17 protein-coding genes and 2 pseudogenes are annotated in these 18,941 nt (G+C 69.6%); 12 read left to right on the top strand and 7 right to left on the bottom strand.

The window, feature by feature from the left end:
* The first annotated feature begins 50 nt into the window (after positions 1-50).
* The 4 genes from FXO18_RS02245 to FXO18_RS02230 all read left to right on the top strand — a co-directional run bounded on the left by FXO18_RS02245 (position 51) and on the right by FXO18_RS02230 (position 5,231).
* Positions 51-1,739, top strand: coding sequence for an FAD-dependent oxidoreductase (locus FXO18_RS02245; RefSeq protein ID WP_149359433.1), 1,689 nt, complete (start codon positions 51-53; stop codon positions 1,737-1,739).
* Complete coding sequence (locus tag FXO18_RS02240) at positions 1,736-3,175, top strand: ATP-binding protein (protein ID WP_149359432.1); 1,440 nt, start codon at positions 1,736-1,738, stop codon at positions 3,173-3,175. The genes FXO18_RS02245 and FXO18_RS02240 overlap by 4 nt, the downstream gene beginning before the upstream one ends.
* A gap of 71 nt (positions 3,176-3,246) precedes the next feature.
* Complete coding sequence (locus FXO18_RS02235; protein WP_149359431.1) at positions 3,247-4,710, top strand: flavin-containing monooxygenase; 1,464 nt, start codon at positions 3,247-3,249, stop codon at positions 4,708-4,710.
* 101 nt (positions 4,711-4,811) lie between these two features.
* Positions 4,812-5,231: a YciI family protein gene (locus FXO18_RS02230; RefSeq protein ID WP_149359430.1), complete on the top strand. Its 420-nt coding sequence runs from the start codon at positions 4,812-4,814 to the stop codon at positions 5,229-5,231.
* A gap of 4 nt (positions 5,232-5,235) precedes the next feature.
* On the opposite strand, the gene FXO18_RS02225 is transcribed toward FXO18_RS02230, so the two are convergent.
* Both FXO18_RS02225 and FXO18_RS02220 read right to left on the bottom strand, forming a co-directional pair.
* Positions 5,236-5,463, bottom strand: coding sequence for an EF-hand domain-containing protein (locus FXO18_RS02225; protein ID WP_149359429.1), 228 nt, complete (start codon positions 5,461-5,463; stop codon positions 5,236-5,238).
* A 49-nt stretch (positions 5,464-5,512) separates the two neighbouring features.
* Positions 5,513-5,884, bottom strand: a complete 372-nt coding sequence (locus FXO18_RS02220; RefSeq protein ID WP_149359428.1) for a cytochrome d ubiquinol oxidase subunit II — start codon at positions 5,882-5,884, stop codon at positions 5,513-5,515.
* A gap of 119 nt (positions 5,885-6,003) precedes the next feature.
* On the opposite strand from FXO18_RS02220, the gene FXO18_RS02215 reads away from it, so the two are divergent.
* The 3 genes from FXO18_RS02215 (at position 6,004) to FXO18_RS02205 (ending at position 9,162) form a co-directional block, all read left to right on the top strand.
* The gene (locus FXO18_RS02215; protein WP_149359427.1) at positions 6,004-7,275 is read left to right on the top strand and encodes an RNA polymerase sigma factor; all 1,272 of its coding nucleotides are present in this window, start codon (positions 6,004-6,006) and stop codon (positions 7,273-7,275) included.
* A gap of 205 nt (positions 7,276-7,480) precedes the next feature.
* Positions 7,481-8,671 (top strand): Fic family protein, encoded by a 1,191-nt coding sequence (locus tag FXO18_RS02210; RefSeq protein ID WP_149359426.1) that lies wholly within the window; start codon positions 7,481-7,483, stop codon positions 8,669-8,671.
* A 26-nt stretch (positions 8,672-8,697) separates the two neighbouring features.
* A complete protein-coding gene (locus FXO18_RS02205; RefSeq protein WP_149359425.1) occupies positions 8,698-9,162 on the top strand; it encodes a hypothetical protein in 465 nt (154 codons plus the stop codon).
* An 8-nt stretch (positions 9,163-9,170) separates the two neighbouring features.
* On the opposite strand, the pseudogene FXO18_RS16280 reads toward FXO18_RS02205, so the two are convergent.
* The 5 genes and pseudogenes from FXO18_RS16280 to FXO18_RS02185 form a co-directional block, all read right to left on the bottom strand.
* Positions 9,171-10,376: pseudogene (locus FXO18_RS16280) on the bottom strand (DUF4153 domain-containing protein); the annotation flags it as partial.
* 375 nt (positions 10,377-10,751) lie between these two features.
* Positions 10,752-11,762, bottom strand: a pseudogene (locus FXO18_RS16275) (HAMP domain-containing sensor histidine kinase); the annotation flags it as partial.
* Entirely contained in the window at positions 11,759-12,436 is a 678-nt protein-coding gene (locus FXO18_RS02195; RefSeq protein ID WP_149359423.1) for a response regulator transcription factor, read from the bottom strand. The gene FXO18_RS02195 and the pseudogene FXO18_RS16275, both read right to left, overlap by 4 nt.
* 95 nt (positions 12,437-12,531) lie before the next feature.
* Positions 12,532-13,461: an SDR family oxidoreductase gene (locus FXO18_RS02190; protein WP_149359422.1), complete on the bottom strand. Its 930-nt coding sequence runs from the start codon at positions 13,459-13,461 to the stop codon at positions 12,532-12,534.
* Between the two features lie 86 nt (positions 13,462-13,547).
* On the bottom strand, positions 13,548-14,663 hold the full coding sequence (locus FXO18_RS02185; RefSeq protein WP_149359421.1) for a helix-turn-helix transcriptional regulator: 1,116 nt from the start codon (positions 14,661-14,663) through the stop codon (positions 13,548-13,550).
* Between the two features lie 160 nt (positions 14,664-14,823).
* On the opposite strand from FXO18_RS02185, the gene FXO18_RS02180 reads away from it, so the two are divergent.
* From FXO18_RS02180 to FXO18_RS02160, 5 genes are all read left to right on the top strand, one after another.
* Entirely contained in the window at positions 14,824-16,239 is a 1,416-nt protein-coding gene (locus FXO18_RS02180; protein ID WP_187774135.1) for an FAD-binding oxidoreductase, read from the top strand.
* Positions 16,236-16,730, top strand: coding sequence for a DUF3592 domain-containing protein (locus FXO18_RS02175; RefSeq protein ID WP_149359419.1), 495 nt, complete (start codon positions 16,236-16,238; stop codon positions 16,728-16,730). The genes FXO18_RS02180 and FXO18_RS02175 overlap by 4 nt, the downstream gene beginning before the upstream one ends.
* 11 nt (positions 16,731-16,741) lie before the next feature.
* Entirely contained in the window at positions 16,742-17,269 is a 528-nt protein-coding gene (locus FXO18_RS02170) for a DUF3592 domain-containing protein (protein WP_149359418.1), read from the top strand.
* A gap of 108 nt (positions 17,270-17,377) precedes the next feature.
* Complete coding sequence (locus FXO18_RS02165) at positions 17,378-17,785, top strand: YciI family protein (RefSeq protein ID WP_149359417.1); 408 nt, start codon at positions 17,378-17,380, stop codon at positions 17,783-17,785.
* Positions 17,786-17,791: 6 nt separating this feature from the next.
* A complete protein-coding gene (locus tag FXO18_RS02160) occupies positions 17,792-18,934 on the top strand; it encodes an RNA polymerase sigma factor (protein ID WP_149359416.1) in 1,143 nt (380 codons plus the stop codon).
* Positions 18,935-18,941 lie beyond the last annotated feature (7 nt).

Raw genomic sequence — 18,941 nt, 5'->3', positions numbered from 1 at the left:
CATGCCCGGCCCGGCCCCACACGCCCACCACGATCGGCATACTGGTGGCCATGACCGAACCGAGCGGCGCGAGCCCACCGACCGCGCAGCTCAAGCCCGTCATCCTCAGCATCGACGACGACCCCGGCGTCTCCCGCGCCGTCGTCCGCGACCTGCGCCGCCGCTACGCGAGCGACTACCGGATCATGCGCGCGCAATCCGGGCCCGACGCGCTCGAGGCGCTGCGCGAGGTCGCGCTGCGCGGCCAGCAGGTCGCCATCCTCATCGCGGACTTCCGCATGCCCGGCATGGATGGCCTCGCGTTCCTCGAGCACGCCATGGACATCCACCCGCACAGCCGCCGCATCCTGCTCACCGCCTACGCCGACACCAGCGCAGCGATCGACGCGATCAACGTCGTCGATCTCGACTACTACCTGCTCAAGCCGTGGGACCCGCCGGAGGAGAAGCTCTACCCGGTCATCGATGCCCAGCTCGAGTCATGGCTCGCCACCGAGCACCGGCCCGTGCCCGAGGCCAAGATCGTCGGCCACCGCTGGTCGGCCCGCTCCGCGCAGGTCCGCGACTTCCTCGCCCGCAACCAGCTGCCCTACCGCTGGTACATGGCCGACGAGCCCGAGGGCACCCGGCTGCTCGAGGCGGCCGGTGCCCACGCCGACAACCTGCCCGTGGTCATCACCGCCGCCGGCGAGGCCCTCATCGACCCCACCGACACCGAGCTCGCCGACCACGCCGGGCTGAGCACCGCCCCCGCGCGCGACTTCTACGACCTCATCGTCATCGGCGGGGGACCAGCAGGCCTCGGCTCCGCGGTCTACGGGGCGTCGGAGGGGCTGCGGACCGTTCTCGTCGAGCGCACCGCCACCGGCGGGCAGGCCGGCCAGAGCTCCCGGATCGAGAACTACCTCGGCTTCCCCGACGGAGTCTCCGGGGCGCAGCTCGCCGATCGTGCCCGCCGCCAGGCAGCCCGCTTCGGCGCCGAGATCATCACCGCCCGCGACGTGACCGGCCTCGAGGCGCGCGGCGCCGCCCGGGTCGTCCGCTTCGCCGACGGCAGCGAGCTCGCCGCCCATACCGTCATCATCGCCACCGGGGTCTCCTACCGGAAGCACCCCGCTCCCGGCATCGACGAGCTCATCGGCCGGGGCGTGCACTACGGCGCGGCGCTGAGCGAGGCACCCCGCTGCGCCAGCGAGGACGTATACATCGTCGGCGGGGCGAACTCGGCAGGCCAGGCCGCGGTCTACCTGTCCCGCCACGCGAGGTCGGTGACCATCGTGGTGCGCGCCGAGGGCCTCGAGAAATCCATGTCGCACTACCTCATCGAGCAGATCAGGGCCATCAGCACCATCACCGTGCGCACCGGCACCGAGGTGATCGGGGCCGAGGGCAGCGACCGCCTCGAGCGGATCCGGCTGCGCGCGGGCGGCGTGGAGGAAACCATCGAGGCCGGATGGCTGTTCCTGTTCATCGGCGCCGAGCCCCGCACCGAATGGCTCGACGGCACCATCGCCCGCGACGAGCGCGGCTTCATCCTCGCCGGGCCCGACCTCGCCAGCAACGGCGACCGGCCCTCGGGGTGGACGCTCGAGCGATCGCCGCACTATCTCGAGGCCAGCGTCCCCGGCGTCTTCGCCGCCGGTGACGTCCGCTCCGAATCAGCCAAGCGCGTCGCCTCCGCCGTGGGCGAGGGCGCCATGGCAGTCATGCTCGTCCACCGATACCTGGCCAAGCCATGACCGGCCGCATCCCGTGCAGCAAGGACGAGCTGCGATCGCTGTTCCTGTTCGAGAAGCTCGACGACGAGCAGCTCGACTGGCTCTGCCGCGATGGACATATCGAGAACATCGAGCCCGGCCCGGTCTTCCGCGAGGGAGACACCGCCACCTGCTTCTACGTCCTCATCGACGGCGAGATCGCGCTGCGCAAGCTCTCGGGCGGCCAGGAGATCGAGACCGTGCGCACCGATCACCGCGGCGCCTACGCCGGGGCATGGTCGGCGTTCCTCGGCGACCGCGTCGACCAGACCTATGGCGCATCGTTGCACGTCATCAAGCCTGCCCGTTTCTTCGTGCTCGACGCGACCACATTCGCACTGATGATGCAGCAATGGTTCCCCATGGCCGTGCACCTGCTCGAAGGGGTGTTCTTCGGCGGGCAGAACTCCCGGCGCATCATCGAGCAGCGCGAGCGCCTCCTCGCTCTCGGCTCCCTCTCCGCGGGCCTGACGCACGAGCTGAACAATCCCGCCGCCGCGGCCGTCCGCGCCACCTCCGCCCTGCGCGAGCGGGTCGCGGGGATGCGCCACAAGCTCGCCCGCATCGCCCGCGAGGACATCGACCCCGCGATCCTCGACACCCTCGTGGGCCTCCAGGAGCAGGCCGTGGAGCTAGTCGCGACCGCGCCGGCGCTCTCGCCGATGGAGGAGGCCGATCGCGAGGACGAGCTCGGCGAATGGCTCGACGATCACGGCATCACACGTGCTTGGGACATCGCGCCCACCTTCGCCCAGGCCGGCATCACCCTCGCGTGGCTCGATCAGGCCGCCGACGCGATCAGCGGCACCGTGCTCGATGGCGCGATGCAGTGGCTCGACCACACCGTCGAGACCGAGCTGCTGCTGAACGAGATCACCGATTCCACCCACCGCATCACCACCCTCGTCGATGCTGCCAAGCAGTACTCGCAGATGGACCGCGCCCCGTTCCAGGTCGTCGATGTCCACGAGTTGCTCGACAGCACCCTCGTCATGCTCAGTGGCAAGCTGACCGATGCCATCACCGTCGTCAAGGACTACGACCGCGCGCTGCCCGCCCTGCCGTGCTACGCCGCCGAGCTCAACCAGGTGTGGACCAACCTCATCGACAACGCGATCGGTGCCATGAGCGGGCCCGGCACCCTGACCGTGCGCACCTATCGGGAGAACGACTGCGCGGCGATCGAGATCGGCGACACCGGGCCCGGCGTGCCACCGGAGATCGAGCAGCGCATCTTCGAGCCGTTCTTCACCACCAAGCCCGTCGGGGAGGGGACCGGTCTCGGGCTCGACATCTCCTTCCGCATCGTCGCCAACAAGCACCATGGCGACATCCGCGTGGAGTCCGCGCCAGGCGATACCCGCTTCGTGGTGCGCCTCCCGCTCGCCGCGCCCGAGGGAACCGCCGAGCAGCCCTAGCTGCCCCCGACCGGTGCCGCCACTATTGTGGAGCAGGACACATCGCGAACCCTGATCGGAGAACGCCACACATGCTAGCCCTGTCCATCGCGATCATTGGTGCCGGTCTCGGTGGCATCGCCGCGGCCATCGAGCTGAAGAAGGCCGGCCACGAGGACATCACCATCCTCGAGAAGTCCAGCGATGTCGGGGGAGTGTGGCGCGACAACACCTATCCCGGTGCTGCATGCGACGTGCCCTCGCCGTTCTACTCGTACTCCTACGAGCCGAACCCGCGCTGGCCGCGGCGGTTCTCGCAGCAACCAGCGATCCTCGACTACATCCGCGGCGTCGCCGACACCTACGACGTGCGCCGCCACATCCGCTTCGGCACCGAGGTCACCGCCGCGACGTTCGACGAGGCCAGCGGCCAGTGGACGCTCGACCTCAGCACCGGCGACACCCTCACCGTCGACGTGCTCGTGCCCGCCGTGGGCCAGCTATCCCGGCCGTCCACCCCGGCTATCCCCGGCCGCGACACCTTCGCCGGAGAGGCCTTCCACTCGGCGCAGTGGGACCACGGCATCGACCTCGACGGCAAGCGCATCGCCGTCATCGGCACCGGCGCCAGCTCCATCCAGTTCGTGCCCGAGATCCAGCCCCGGGCCGCGCACCTCGACGTTTACCAGCGCTCCGCCCCCTACCTGCTGCCACGGCCCGACCGCGAGTTCACCGAGCTGCACCACAAGATCTTCAAGCTGCTGCCCGCCACCCAGCTCGCCGAGCGCGGCACCTGGTATGGCCTCGTCGAGGCGCTCAGTGTCGCCTGGGTGTACTCCAAGCCGCTCGCCGCGCTCGTCCGCCGCATCTCCCGCGCCCACATGAAGCGCCAGGCCAAGGACAAGCCCGGCCTGTTCGAGAAGGTCTGGCCCGACTATCCCATCGGCTGCAAGCGGGTGCTGTTCTCCAGCGACTACATCCCCGCCCTCGCACAGCCGAACACCGAGCTGATTACCACCGGCATCCGCGAGATCACCCCCAGCGGCATCGTCACCACCGACGGCACCGAGCATCCCGCCGACGTCATCATCTGGGGGACCGGCTTCAAGGCCACCGAGTTCCTCGCCCCCATGAGGATCACCGGCACCGGTGGCCGCGACCTGCACGAGCAGTGGGCCGACGGTGCCAGCGCCTACTACGGCATGACGGTCACAGGATTTCCCAACATGCTCATCATGTATGGGCCCAACACCAACACCGGCGGCGGATCGATCATCTACTTCCTCGAGGTCCAGGCCGCCTACTTGCGCGACTTTGTCCATGCGATCGCCGAGCGGGGCGCGCCCCTGACCGTCAAGGCCATCGTCGAGCGCGCCTACGACCAGCGCATCCAGGACAAGCTCGCCAACAGCGTGTGGAGCCAATGCACGTCCTGGTACCGCACTGCATCAGGGCGGGTCACTACCAACTGGCCGTTGCTCGGCATCGAGTACAAGCGGGAAGCACGCTTCGACCCCGCCGACTACCAGCCGGTGCCCGCCCGCAAGCCAGCGTGAGAAAACTTCTTTGACGGCTGTGTCGATCCGGGGCTTGCCCGCTCGACCTAGGGATGAGGCACCGCGCACCGGCCCGGGCCACCCCAGGAAGGAACACCCCCATGAAGTACATGCTGATCATGCGCACCACCGACGAGGCAGCGCAGTCGATGGCCGACTTCGATTTCACCGAGATGCTCGAGACCGTCGGGAAGTTCAATGACGAGCTCATCAAGGCAGGGGTCCTCGTCGCCGCGGAAGGCCTCGACGACGCGGCCGATAGCGTCATCGTGGACTACTCCAGCGAGCCCCCTGTGGTCACCGACGGCCCCTACGGCGAGACCAAGGAGCTGTTCAACGGCTTCTACATCCTCAACGTCTCGTCCAAGCAGGAAGCAGTCGAGTGGGCCACCCGGATGCCGTCGTTCGGTGCCGGGTTCAAGACCGAGATCCGGCGCGTGCCCACCATCGACGAGTTCCCCCAGGACAATGAATGGATCCAGCGGGAGCTTGCCTGGCGCGAGGCCACCGGCCAGCTGTGAGCCGCTAGCGGTTGTCCCACCACTCGGCGAACTCGGCGAAATCGATCGCGCCATTGCTGTCGCTGTCGATCTCGCCGAACCCGATGGAGACCTGCTCCTCCGGCATCCCGGGATCAAGGATCGCGACTAGCTCCGCGAACTCGCTCCTGTCGATCTGGCCGTTGTCGTCCTTGTCGAACTGGTCGAACGATTCGCGCAGCTCGTCGGTCGTGCCGTCGTCAGTGGTCGCCATGCCAGCGAGACTAGCAGCGGTTCAGCCTGCCCCACCTGGAATGCAGGGCTCAATCCTCCTCGGGCCGCGCGCGATGCGAGTAGGCCCAGGCGACGAAGATCACGAACGGGGCGATGAACGCCACGAGCGTGCCGATGAGCACCATGTCCGGGTGCTGGGCGAGCCAGATCGATCCGGCCGCGAACGCGAGCATCAGCACCACCGCGACCGTTTTCGCCCACCACGGCCAGCGCGGATCCTTGCCCCACTTGTCGGCATGAGCACGCGGCGGGCCGAACAGCTCCGCCGGAGGAGTGCCGGTGGACGATGCCTTGCCCTCCACCTCGGCGACGATCTGGTGGATCGTGGAATGCGGCACCTTGCGCACCTGCAAAGCGATGACGAGATCGTCGAGGTACTCATCGAGACCGGGCGCGGGCATGCGGCACGTCCTAGGCTGGGAAGGGGGCGGGAGTCACGCAGATCCTACAGTCGACCGGCGCGCCGTGGCAGCCATTGCCTGTCCCTATCGGGAGACTGAGCGGCAAGGAGGCTACGGCAATGGGCGGAGCAGTCGGCGGCACCGCGACCCGCGATGCGGTGGCCGCGGTCTGGCGCATCGAGTCGGCACGGATCGTCGGCGCGCTCGCCCGCTACACCAGCGACTTCGCGCTCGCCGAGGACCTCGCCCAGGAAGCCCTCGCCGAGGCCCTGGTCTCCTGGCCGCGCGACGGGGTGCCGCGCAACCCCGCGGCGTGGCTGCTCACCGTGGGAAAGCGCCGCGCGATCGACGGGTTCCGGCGCCGCGCGGCCCGCGACGACCGCTATGCCACCCTCGCCCACGAGGCCGGGGAGCAGGCCCGCGGCGAGCAGGGCGACGAGATCCTGTGGGATCCCGACCAGATCGACGACGACATCCTCGCGCTGATGTTCATCTCCTGCCACCCCGTGCTCTCCCGCGAGGCACGCATCGCGCTGACGCTGCGCGTGGTCGCGGGCATGACCAGCGACGAGATCGCACGGGCGTGCCTCGTGCCCACCGCGACCGTGCAGGCCCGCATCACTCGCGCGAAGAAAGCCCTCGCCGACGCGGATGCCACCTTCGAGGTGCCCCCGGCCGAGGAGAGGGCGCAGCGGCTCGGCTCGGTGCTCAACGTCATCTACGTGATCTTCACCGAAGGCTCCTCGGCGACCTCCGGTGCCTCGCTTATCCGCCTCGACATGACCAGCGAGGCTCTGCGCCTCGCGCGCATGCTCGCCCGGCTGGTGCCCGGCTCCGCCGAGGCGCACGGACTGCTCGCCCTGCTCGAGCTCACCGCGGCACGCTTTCCCGCCCGCACGGGACCCGATGGCCGACCCGTCCTGCTCGACGCGCAGGACCGCAGGAGATGGGACCAGGGCGCGATCCGCCGCGGCAGGGACGCTCTCGCGCACGCCCAGACTCTCGGCCGTGGCCTCGGCCCGTACGGAGTGCAGGCCGCCATCGCGCAATGCCACGCGGTCGCCGCATCCGTCGCCGAGACCGACTGGGAGCGGATCGTGGAGCTCTACGAGACGCTCGGGCGGCTCGCCCCGTCGCCGATCGTCGAGCTCAACCGGGCGGTCGCGGTATCGATGGCCCGGGGACCCGCAGAGGCACTGCCGATGGTCGATGCGCTCGCCACCGATGCGGGGCTCGCGCGCTCGCACCTGCTGCCGAGCGTGCGTGGCGAGCTGCTCGCCCGCCTTGGCCGGAGCGGAGAAGCCCGCGCGGAGCTAGGCCGGGCCATCGAGCTGTGCGGCAACGAGCAGGAGCGTGGCGTGCTCGAGGACAAGCTCGCCGCGCTGGGGTAGCGGGCTGGGGGTGCGGGGGGCGCTTGTCGGGCGCGTGAGGTGACCGGCGCGCCGCGAGTGTGCGAGAAACGACAGCCCCAGCGTGAAAACCTGTCGCTTTTCGCACACTCGTGGGCGGGGGCATGGGCGGGGGCAGCACCAAGGATCCGAGCACTGCATGCACCCTTAGTATCACTTAGGGATTATCTGATGATAGAATGGAGCCATGGCATCAGAAGCCGAGTGGCCCAGCCTCGGATCGGAAACCCGCCCCTGGGTGCCACGCATCCCGCCCGAGCTGGTCGCCGCAGCCATCCGGCACCGCCACCAGGGCCCCTACCAGGCAGCCGTCGTCCCCTTCATCGCCCAGCAGCCGCTCCAGCTGCCCGGCGACGTGCTCGCCCTCGCCGATCAGGCCGCCACCGAGCTCGCGAGGTTCGATGCCGAGCTCGGATCCGACCTCGCGCCGTTCGCCACCGTGCTGCTGCGCTCGGAGTCCGCTTCCTCCTCGATGATCGAGAACCTCACCTCCGGCGCCAAGGCGATCGTCCTCGCCGAGCTCGGCGAGACCGGAAAGCGCAACGCCACCTCGATCGTCGCGAACACCCGCGCCATGCGGGCCGCTCTCGACCTCGCCGACCGGCTCTCCCCGGGCGCGATCCTCGCCATGCACCAGGCATTGATGGATGGCATCGATCCGCGAGCCGGGCACTGGCGGGACGAGCAAGTGTGGATCGGCGGCACCACCTACGGCCCCCATGACGCTGCGTTCATCCCGCCCCACCACGAGCACGTGCCCGCACTGATCGACGACCTCACGGCATTCCTGCAGCGAACCGACATGCCCGTCCTCGTCCTCGCCGCGATCGCCCACGCACAGTTCGAGACCATTCACCCGTTCACCGATGGAAACGGCCGCACCGGTCGCGCGCTCGTCCATTCCGTGCTGCGCGGGCGCGGCCTCGCCCGCAACGTCACCATTCCGATCTCCGCGGGCCTGCTCACTGACACCAACCGCTACTTCGACGCCCTCACTTTCTACCGCGACGGCGACCCCGGGAGCATCGTCGCTGCCTTCGCCGAGGCCGCGTTCGCCGCCACCTCCAACGGCCGCGCCCTAGTGGCCGACCTGCGTGGAATCAGCGACCACTGGGCAACCGTCATCACCGCGCGCCGGGGCGCATCGGCCTGGATGCTCGCCGACCTCCTGCTCCGCCAGCCCATCGTCGACGCCGCGTCCGTTGCCGCCAAGCTCGGGATGGCCCCGCAGAACGCGCTGCGAGCCATCGGCCCGCTCGTCGACGCCGGGATCCTCACCGAGTTCACTGGGCAGCAGCGCAATCGCATGTGGCAGGCCCGTGCTGTCCTCGGAGCCATCGACGCGTTCGCCGATCGGGCACGTCGGCGGGCCAGATAGACTCCGCGAGCCCGCATAATGAACCCATGACAGGCACATCCGCGCATTCATCGCCTCGCGTGAACCACGGCATCATCCTGTTCGCCATCGCCGGCTGGGTGTGCCTGGCGATGGTGGTCCTCGCGATCGTAGTAACCGTGCTGTCAACGGGTCCGAGCGCCGGACTGATCGCCATCGTGATGCCAACCATCTTTTTCGGGGGCATCGGCTACCTGTTCCTGCGGTACTTCTACCGCACCCGACGGTTCCGCCTCGACGCGCTCGCCTCGGGCCGCACCGTCGAGGGCGAGGTGGTCGGGCATGGCCGGGCGTTCAACCTGTTCTCCAGCACGCGCCACCACACACTGCGGGTCCGCTACCGCGACAGCACCGGGAACGAACGCTTCGAGCAGGTGATCGTGCCTCGCGCCCAGCTCGCGGCCTGCCCGCCGGGGAGCTCCATCATCGGGCACATCCACCCCAGCGGGCGCAGCTACTTCCCTCCACGCTGAGCCAGCGCTCAAGCCTCGCAGCCACTGCGGAACCCGTCGGGAAAGTCCTCGGACGCGGCGACTGCCCGTTCCCGGCCCAGGTTCCAATCGATCAGGCTGCCCTCATCCTCACGGGCGAAGACGATGCACTCCGAGAGCTCCCGGGGCAGTCCCTCGATGATCGCGGGGGTGGCATCGGGGCCGAGCGAGCGAAGGTAGTCGAGGTCGATCTTGCCGATCTGCGCGTAGCGCTCGATGTTGTGCTCCGCCACCCACGCCTCCGGGTTCATCAGCCCGATGCCCAGGATCAGCAGCGCGCCGGAAACGAGTGCCGCGCGGGGGATCCACCGGCCCGTGCGCCGCGCGGTGGCGATCAGCACGAGGACCAGCAGGAAGCCCATCCACAGCTCGAAGCCAACGACGAGCAGCCGTAGCACCGTGAAGCCGTAGGCCTCCTGGTAGACGTGCATGCGATACAGCGCTGAGGCGACCACGGCCAGCGCCAGGGAGCCCAGCAGGCCGAGCGCGGTGGCGAGCAGCCCGCGGTCGAGGCGCGTGGCCCGCGGTGCCTTGCGCGCGATGATCGCCACAGTGATCAGCGTCAGGAACGTCACGGCGACGAGTTGCCCGAAACCCTGGTGCACGTACTGCGCGTAGGTCAGCCCCGTGGTGCGCTGCACGTAGTCGTGCCCGCCCCACATCGCGGTGGCCTGCGCGGCGACGAACGCCACGAAGATCGCGATGAGCATCCCGAGCGGGATGATCCACTCGAACCGTCGGCGCACCGGGGTTCCCGGCGGCAGCGTGGCCTTCTCCACCGGCGGCGGATTGACCGCCACGTACGACGCGGCGAGGACGATTCCTCCGACGAAGAAGCCGACGAACGCCCGGTTGATGAACCCATCGACCTGCATGTCGGGCACGATCCGGTCCGCCCAGGAGCCGAAGATCGCATCACCGGAGGCGAACAGCCCGCCGAAGACCACCAGCACGAGCAGCGTGACCGCCACCGTGCGCACCACCGGCCAGACAGCGGATCGGCGCGACAGCACGTTCAGCGTGCGACCGAGCAGGGGCAGGCCACGGATGGCCGCGAGCACCCATGCCGCCATCGACGCGACCATTGCCCCGAACGAGCGTGCCCCGGTCAGCCCGGCCATCACCAGCACCGACGCCGCCAGCACCGCGAGCACCGATAGCCACTCCGCGGCGCGCAGCACCAGCAGCGAGGCCAGCGCCAGGCACACAACCGCCAGCACCACAGTCCAGCGATCGTGGCGCCGCACTGACCCGGCCAGGATCACCCCGCCCGCAGCAAGCAGCACCACCAGCAGGCCCAGCCCCATGCTCGTCTGCGCCGGCAGGATGAGGGCCGCGAGCACGCCGACCGCCACGCTTCCCACGAGCAGGCCGGGCCGAGGACGCTGTGCCACCTCGGGCCAGGCCCGGCCAAAGAGCTGCGCGACCGTCGAATCCGCTACCGGTCGCACCGGTGGCATGGGTCCGCCAGGCACCGTCTCCGCAGTGAGCGTCCCGGTGCCCGCGGGCAGTGGATCATCAGGCATGACTGTCTCCTCCATGTAGTCCCCGGCGCTCGGTGGCCGGGGGGCCTTGGGCAGGACCGCGCGCACGCGCGCGCCCCGCCCGGAATCCTTTTCCGTTTCCGCGATGACAGCGATCGAGCCGCCATGCAGCTCGCACGCCCAGCTCGCGATCGCCAGGCCCAGCCCGGTGCCGCCCCCGGAGTCGTCCCACGAGCCGAACCTCGCGAACACCCGCTCCGCACGATTAGCGGGGATGCCCGGGCCCTCGTCGCTGACCTCCAGCGACCACCGGTCGCCGCCGAGGGAGTCCGCGCGCACCGTCACCGTGCCGCCCTCCGGAGAGTGACGGACCGCGTTGTCGAGCAGGTTCGCCACGACCTGCGCGAGGCGCCCCGCATCGGCCTCGACCTGTCGCGCACCCTCAGCGATCGCCACCTCAATGCGGATTCCGCGCTGCGCGCCACCCTGCGCGCGTGCCTCGGCAACGCCCTGCGCGATCACCGCCTCCACATCGACCAAACCGATATCGAGCCGGGCGGCCCCGCCATCGACCCTGCTGAGATCCAGCAGGTCCGTCACCAGCGCGCTCAGCCGCTCAGCCTGTACCAGCGCCGTTCGCAAGCTGTCGGAATCCGGCGACACCACGCCATCGACCAGGTTCTCGAGCAACGCCTGCTGCGCGGTGAGCGGGGTGCGCAGCTCGTGGGACACCGTCGCGACGAGCTGCCTGCGCTGCTGGTCCGCGGCCGCGAGCTCATCGGCCATCAGGTTGAACGCCCGAGCGAGCTCGCCGACCTCATCCAGCGAGGTCGCTGTAACCCGCCGCGAATGATCACCCGTCGCCATCACGGCGGTGGCGGCGGTCATCTCCCGCAGCGGGGACGTCATGCCGCGCGCGAGCCACTGCGTGAACAGCAGCGCCACGACCACCGTCACCGGCATCGTCAGCCAGCCGGGCACGCCCGCGCGCGACCCTGCCTGCGCCACCAGCACCGCAACGATGACGCTCGCGCCTACCAGCAAGCCCAGCTTCGCCTTGATCGACCGGACGCCGTCGAGCGGCCGCCCCGTGCTCACGCGACCACCAGCGCGTAGCCCACGCCGTGGACCGTGCGGACCCGGTGCGCCCCGATCTTCGCGCGCAGCGCCTTGACGTGGCTGGCCAGCGTGCGGGTCCCTGATGCCTCCGACCAGCCCCACACCTCGCGCATCAGCTCCACGTGCGAGCGCACCACCCCCGGCTCGGCTGCCAGCGCGACGAGCAGATCGAACTCCAGCGGCGTCAGGTGCACGCCCGCGCCCTCCACGAGGACCTGCCTGGCACGCGGATCGATGCTCAGCCCGCCCACTGTCGCCGCCGCCGGGGGCACAACCTCCCGGGAACGCTCCACGCGGCGCAGCAGTGCCTGCACCCGAGCGACGACCTCGCGCATGCGGAACGGCTTGGCGACGTAATCGTCCGCGCCCACCCCGAGCCCGATCAGCACATCGGTCTCCGAGTCCCGCGCGGTCACCATCAGCACCGGCACTGGCCGCGAGGACTGGATCCGCCGGCACACCTCCAGCCCGTCGAAGCCCGGCAGCATCACATCGAGCACCACCACATCGGGGCGGTGCTCGTCATGCGCGGCGACCGCGCCGGGACCATCGAACGCCCGCAGTACCTCGAAGCCCTCGGCAACGAGTCGATCGCTCAGAGCCTGGTTGATCGCTGGGTCATCCTCGACCACCAGCACCACGGGAACCTTCATGCCGCAAGCGTATGCGGGCGCTGGTGCACCGATCGGGGACGAAGCGTGGAGAAACTGTGAAGATGTGTGCGCGGTACCCGCGAGGGCCCGACCAGCTAGCCGCGCGTGCTGTCGCCGTCCTCGAGCTGCTGGGCCTCCCGGGCGCTCAGCGAGCGGCCGAGGGACCGGACCTCCCGCTCGAGATCCGGGATGATCCGCCGCGACATCCCACGGGCGAGCTTCATCGCGAGCGGGGCCTGGATCATCGCCCGCGACCAGTACACCGTGCCGACGGATGCGGGACTGAATACCCGCGATGATCGCTTCTCCATGCCCGAGACGATCGCTGCCGCACACTTGTCGACCGTCGTCGTGGAGTGCAACGGCCACGGCAGCATCGCGCGGAGCTTGCGAAACGTCGGCAGATCGGACTCGGCATCGCGCACCATGTCGGTGTCGATCCAGCTCGGGTGCACCGACCCGACCGTGACGCCGAGATGGGCGACCTCCATGGCGAACGCGGCGGTCAACGATTCCGCGGCGGCCTTGCTCGCGGTGTAGGCGTGCAGGCCACCGAGGGGGGTGAACGACGCGACCGAGCACACTGTCAGCACATGCCCACGCGTCTCAGCGACATGCGGCAGCGTGGCGTTGAGGGTGTTCCACACGCCACCGACATTGATCGCCATGGCCAGGTCGAACGTCGGCTTGCCGATCGTCGCCACGGTCCCATAGGGCGCGATGCCCGCGTTGGCGAGCACCAGGTCGATGCGACCAAACTTCTCGACAGCCGCAGCAACGGCCGCGCGCACCGCCTCGAGGTCGACCACATCGGTCTCGAGGGAGGCGGCATTGGCGTCGCCGAACTCCGCGCACAGCGCCTGCATGAGCTCGGGCTCAAGGCCAGCGAGGAACACCTTCGCGCCCTTCGCCGCGCACAGGCGCGCGACCTCCGCCCCGATGCCACGGGATCCACCGGTGATGAAAACGACCTTCCCGTCGAGGTCGATGCGGTCGCTACGGAGCCTGGCAAGCGGATTGTCCATGCTTCCCAACCTACCGCCCGGAAAGGTCCGCTGGCCCTGGAACCGCGCCCACGGCAGCCCGAGCGACCGGCCCGCGCCGCCGCGAGCTAGCGGTGCACGAACTCGGTCACCGGGAACGCGTGGTGATGGAACAGCTGGCTCATCAGCTCGCCGCGCGAGCAGGTCCCGGTCTTCGACAGGATGGACTTCACGTGGTCACGGACTGTGTGCTCGGAGATGAACAGCCGTGCCGCGATCTCGCCCGATGCGCGGCCGCTGGTCAGCTCGGTGAGCACCTCCTGCTCGCGGGCGGTTAGTCCATAGGACGCGACGACGAGCGGCATGATCTCGGTGGGCCGCGAGGGCTCGATCACGAGCACCACGTTGGCGAGCTCACCGGAGTGCGACAGCGTGTAATCGCCACGCAGGGTCAGCCATCTCCCGGAGGCGCCCTGGACGCGAGTGACCGGGCGCACCGCCTCGTGCATGCCGCGGGCGCGAGCACGGGCGAGCGTGACGATCATGTAGGCCTGTCCAGGCAGGCGGGAATGCTGGCCAGCGTCGATCCGGTTCATGGTCAGTTCCGCGAGGAGCTCCCCGGCGCTCTGCGACATCGACAGCACCTCGCCATCCGGGTCGAGGGTGATCACTCCCGGTATCGCGTCATCTACCCCTGCCGGGGAAGCGCTGATGATCGTGCGCTGGAACGCTGCGGCAATCATCGGGCGCAGCGACTCGAGCCAGCGGATCTCCCCGTCATCGAATGCCGGACCGTCCGCCGCCCGCAGCAGGTTCGCCACCCCCCAGCAGGCGTCGCCTCGGGAAAAGGTGGTGCGCAGCTCGTCACCGAACCCGAGCGGCCCGTTGAGCTGCGCGTGCCGCGGGCTGAGCGAGAGCCGCCCCTGCGTCACCCGGTGCAGCGTCGTCGCGGGCAGCTTGTCTCGGTGCAGCTCAGCGAACTTGTTGAAGTCATCCACCATGAACTCGTTGTGCATCCACGGCGCGCACATCGACTCCGGCAGGTTCTCGATGACCGCAGCAGTGGCGAAGACAGTGGACTCGGGATCGGTGGCACCAAGGAACATTCCCTGCACATCGAGCGCGCGGCGCAGCGCTACGCCGAGGCCGTCAACGAGCTCGCGCGTTGATGCCGCGCGCTCGCAGGCCTCGCGGATCCGGGACTCGCTCGCAGCGAGCCTGTCAGCAGGCGTGGCACGGGTCATGGCTTAACGCTAGCGGGCCCGGGCAGGCCGCGCCATCCCCCGGATGAGGGGGGCGGGTTCCCGGCAAACCGGGCAGCAGGGGGATACCAGCCGCACGGGCGATCCGGAAATGTCTACACCACCCCACCGCGCAGCGCCCCACCCAGCAAGGAGCCACATCATGGATCGTCCCCGCGAGCACAGCCTCGACGCACTGCGCATCGCCCTCGACGGCAAGATGCTCGTCCGGCGCGACGGCGACTACGCGCACGCCTGCCAGGCATGGAACCAGGCCTGGACCCACCGGCCCGCGGCCGTCATCGCCGCCGCCCACGAGCGCGACGTCATCACCACCGTGCGCCACGCCGCCGCGCACGGCTACAAGGTCGTCGTGCAATCAACCGGGCATGGCGTCACCGTCCCCGCCGATGAGCAATCGATCCTGATCACCATGGCCGGACTCGATCACGTCACCATCGATGCGGTACAGCGCACCGCCACGATCGGCGGCGGCACCGCATGGAACCCCGTGCTCGAGAAGGCCCAGGAGCATGGTCTCGCGCCACTGCTCGGGTCCGCGCCGCACGTCGGGGCTATCGGCTACACCCTCGGCGGTGGTTTCGGATGGCTCGCCCGCAAGCACGGGCTCGCCGTCGACAGCGTCACGTCGCTGCGGATCGTCCTCGCCGACGGCCGGGCGGTGACCGCCTCCCAGGACGAGAACCCCGACCTGTTCTGGGCGATGTGCGGCGCAGGCGGTGGAAGCCTCGGAGTGGTCGTCGAGGCAACGATCCGCCTCGCCCCGGCCACCGATGTCTACGCCGGCAACCTCATGTACCCGATCGATCAGGCCCGCGAGGCGTTCGGGTTCTTCCAGAATTGGTCGGCACGGGCCCCTCGCGAACTGACCAGCGCATTCAACATCACCGCGTTCCCGCCGCTCGACATCGTCCCTGAGCCCTTGCGCGGCAAGGCATTCGCCATCGTGCGGGGCTGCTTCTCCGGCGACCTCGGCGAGGGCCAGGCCCTGATCGACGAATGGCGCGCCTGGTGCGCCCCCGCGATGGACATGTTCGGCCCCATGCCCTTCGCTCGGTGCGCGGAGATCTCCCAGGATCCGGTCGACCCGGTGCCTGCCGCGTCCAACGGCAAATGGCTCTCCGGCATCGACGAGGCAGTGCTCGACGCCATGCTCGGCGCGGTCACCGGAGGACCGGGACCATCACCGATGCTGTTCGCCGAGCTGCGCCACGGCGGTGGGGCGATCAGCGAGCCCAACAGCACCGTCAGCTATTCCGGCCGGGACGGGGCCTACTCGCTGGAGATGGTCGGCCTGATCACTGGGCCTGATGCTGACGCCGAGCTCGACAGACGATTCAGCGACACGTGGAAGCAGTTGCGCGGGCATCTCGCGGAGCGATCGGGATACCTGAACTTCACCGAGGGCCAGGAACGCATCGCGGCTGCCACCTCGGCATTCAACCGCAAGACGTGGAACCGGCTCCACGCGATCAAGCGCGAGCACGATCCCGCGAACGTGTTCAGCCACGGCATCGATCTCGCCCGCCGGCGCGGACTGATGGGCGCGCGCCGGTGACCGCGGGCGCGCTGGCACGACAATACGGGCCGTGGATCATCGCGGCCATCGGCGGCCTGGTGATGGCGGTCGGCGTATGGATGGTGTCGTCGGGGCTGGCCTCCTACCGGTGGCCCACCGCGCAAGGCATGGTCACCTCGCACCGCATCGTGTCGGAATACCAGCAGGGCGCGCGGACTCAAACGGTCAACCACGCGGAGGCGCGCTACAGCTACGAGGTGTCGGGCGTGCCGTACACGGGGAACCGGTACGCGATCGGGCGTGGCCCCGATGCCACTGGTGGATTCGATCAGGCGGCGGAAGCAGCCACCAAGGCCGTCACCGCGTATCCGGTTGGCGGCCGCGTCACGGTGTACTACAACCCTGACGATCCCGGCGATGCGGTGCTGCGCCGCGGCGCGGACTGGACCACCGGGGTACCTCTCGCCATTGGCGCCCTGATACTGGGGGCTGGCGCGTGGCTCGCCCGCTTCAACGGATCGCTGGGATAAGGGACCAGGCCATGACTCCGATCAAGCTCGTTGCCGCGCACCTAGTGCTCGGGCTCCTCGCCACGGGGTATGGCGCCTACGTCCTCCACCAGGCGGTGCTGACGGAGCGCGCCACGGTGCCCGCGACCGTTACCGTGGCGCGCTCCACCACCTACCAGACGTCACCCGACCAGCCACCGAGGACCAGGTTCGCCTTCGAGTACCGCTACATCTATGACGGAACCACGTATACCTCGAGCAAATACTCCTACGGTGGGCGAGACGATAGCGCAGGCGTATGCCGCTACGACCACGGCGACACCATCACCGCCCACGTGAGCACCAGCGATCCCGCCAATGCAGTCGCCGACCCGTCGATCCCGCCCTTCATCGTCGGGCTTACCGCCATCGGCCTGCTGATCCTCGCGCACGCCGCGCTGCTCGCCGCCAGAAAGGATCCACCCCGTCACCTCGGGCCGCTCATCGGCGCTGCCATCCTCGCCGCCAGCCTCGCGTACTTCGCGCACGCCGTCGTCACCGCCGTGATCCAGGACTGTTGATATCCCGGTGCTGAGGCGCTGCCGCAGCACCATGTCGAGAATCCGCGCGCGGCTCCGTCCTAGGGGTGAAGCAGCCACAATGGGCTGTACCGCGCGAAGGAGGACATCATGGCCAAGTACCTGTTGCTCAAGCACTACCGGGGAGCTCCCGCGGCGGTGAACGATGTGCCGATGGAGGAGTGGACGCCCGACGAGATCTCCGCGCATGTGCAGTACATGCAGGATTTCGCCGACCGCCTGAAGGGCACCGGCGAGTTCGTCGACAGCCGCGCCCTCGCGCCGGAGGGCACGTTCGTCCGCTACGGCGGCGAGGGCCTGCCACCGGTCACCGATGGGCCGTTCGCCGAGACCAAGGACCTGATCGCTGGCTGGATGGTGATCGACGTCGAGAGCTACGAGCGGGCGCTCGAGCTCGCCGCCGAGCTATCCGCGGCCCCGGGCGCGGGCGGCAAGCCGATCCACGAATGGCTGGAGCTGCGCCCGTTCCTGACCGCGCCGCCCACGATCACGGAGTGACAGGCCGTGGACGAGATCCTGCTGCGGACGCTCGTGCCAGTGGTCACCGGGATCCTCGTCCGGCGCGGGGCTGATTTCGCGGCGGCCGAGGATGCCGTGCAGGAAGCGATGATCGAGGCGGTGCGCCGCTGGCCTGATCAGCCACCTCGCGATGCCAAGGGCTGGCTGGTGGCTGTCGGGTGGCGCAAGTTCCTCGACGCCACCCGCGCCGATGCGTCCCGGCGGCGCCGCGAGGCGCTCGTCGATGCCCAGCCCGTGCCCGGCCCGGCGACGGAGACCGATGACACCCTCTCCCTGTATTTCCTGTGCGCGCACCCGGCCCTTGCCCCGGCCTCGGCGGTCGCGCTCACGCTGCGCGCGGTCGGTGGCCTGACCACCCGCCAGATCGCGCGGGCCTACCTCGTGCCCGAGGCGACCATGGCCCAGCGCATCAGCCGCGCCAAGCGCACCATCGCCGGTGCCTCCCTCGACCAGCCCGGGGATCTCGCGACGGTACTGCGCGTGCTGTACCTGGTGTTCAACGAGGGCTACTCCGGCGAGGTCGATCTCGCTGCCGAGGCGATCCGGCTGGCCCGGCAGCTCGCGGCTCTGACCAACCACGAGGAGGCGGTCGGCCTGCTCGCGCTGATGCTTCTCCACCACGCCCGCCGCCCCGCGCGGACCAGCGCCGACGGCAGCCTCGTGCCGCTCGCCGAGCAGGACCGCGCACTGTGGGACACCCGCATGATCGCCGAGGGCGTCGACCTGATCCAGGCGGCCCTGCGGCGCGACCGGCTGGGGGAGTACCAGGCGCAGGCAGCGATCGCCGCCCTGCACGCAGACGCGCCCACCGCCGTGGAATCCGACTGGCCGCAGATCGTCGAATGGTACGACGAGCTCGTGCGCCTGAGCGGCAGCCCCGTGCACCGCCTCAACCGGGCCGTCGCGGTCGGAGAGGCCGATGGCCCCCGGGCCGGGCTCGCAGCGCTCGCGCAGATTGATCCTGGATTGCCGCGCCACACCGCGGTGGAGGCGCACCTGCGCGAGCGAGACGGAGATCTCGACACCGCGGCCAGGCTCTACGCCGACGCGGCCCGAGCCGCCACGAGCTTGCCCGAGCGCGATCACCTGATGCGGCAGGCCGCGCGGCTCAACGCCAGGTCGAGGTAGCCGGTAT

It is taken from the genome of Lolliginicoccus suaedae (genome assembly GCF_008312885.1).
Lineage (GTDB): Bacteria > Actinomycetota > Actinomycetes > Mycobacteriales > Mycobacteriaceae > Lolliginicoccus > Lolliginicoccus suaedae.
Note: the sequence above shows the minus strand (reverse complement) of the source record. Positions and strands in the feature narration are given on the sequence as shown.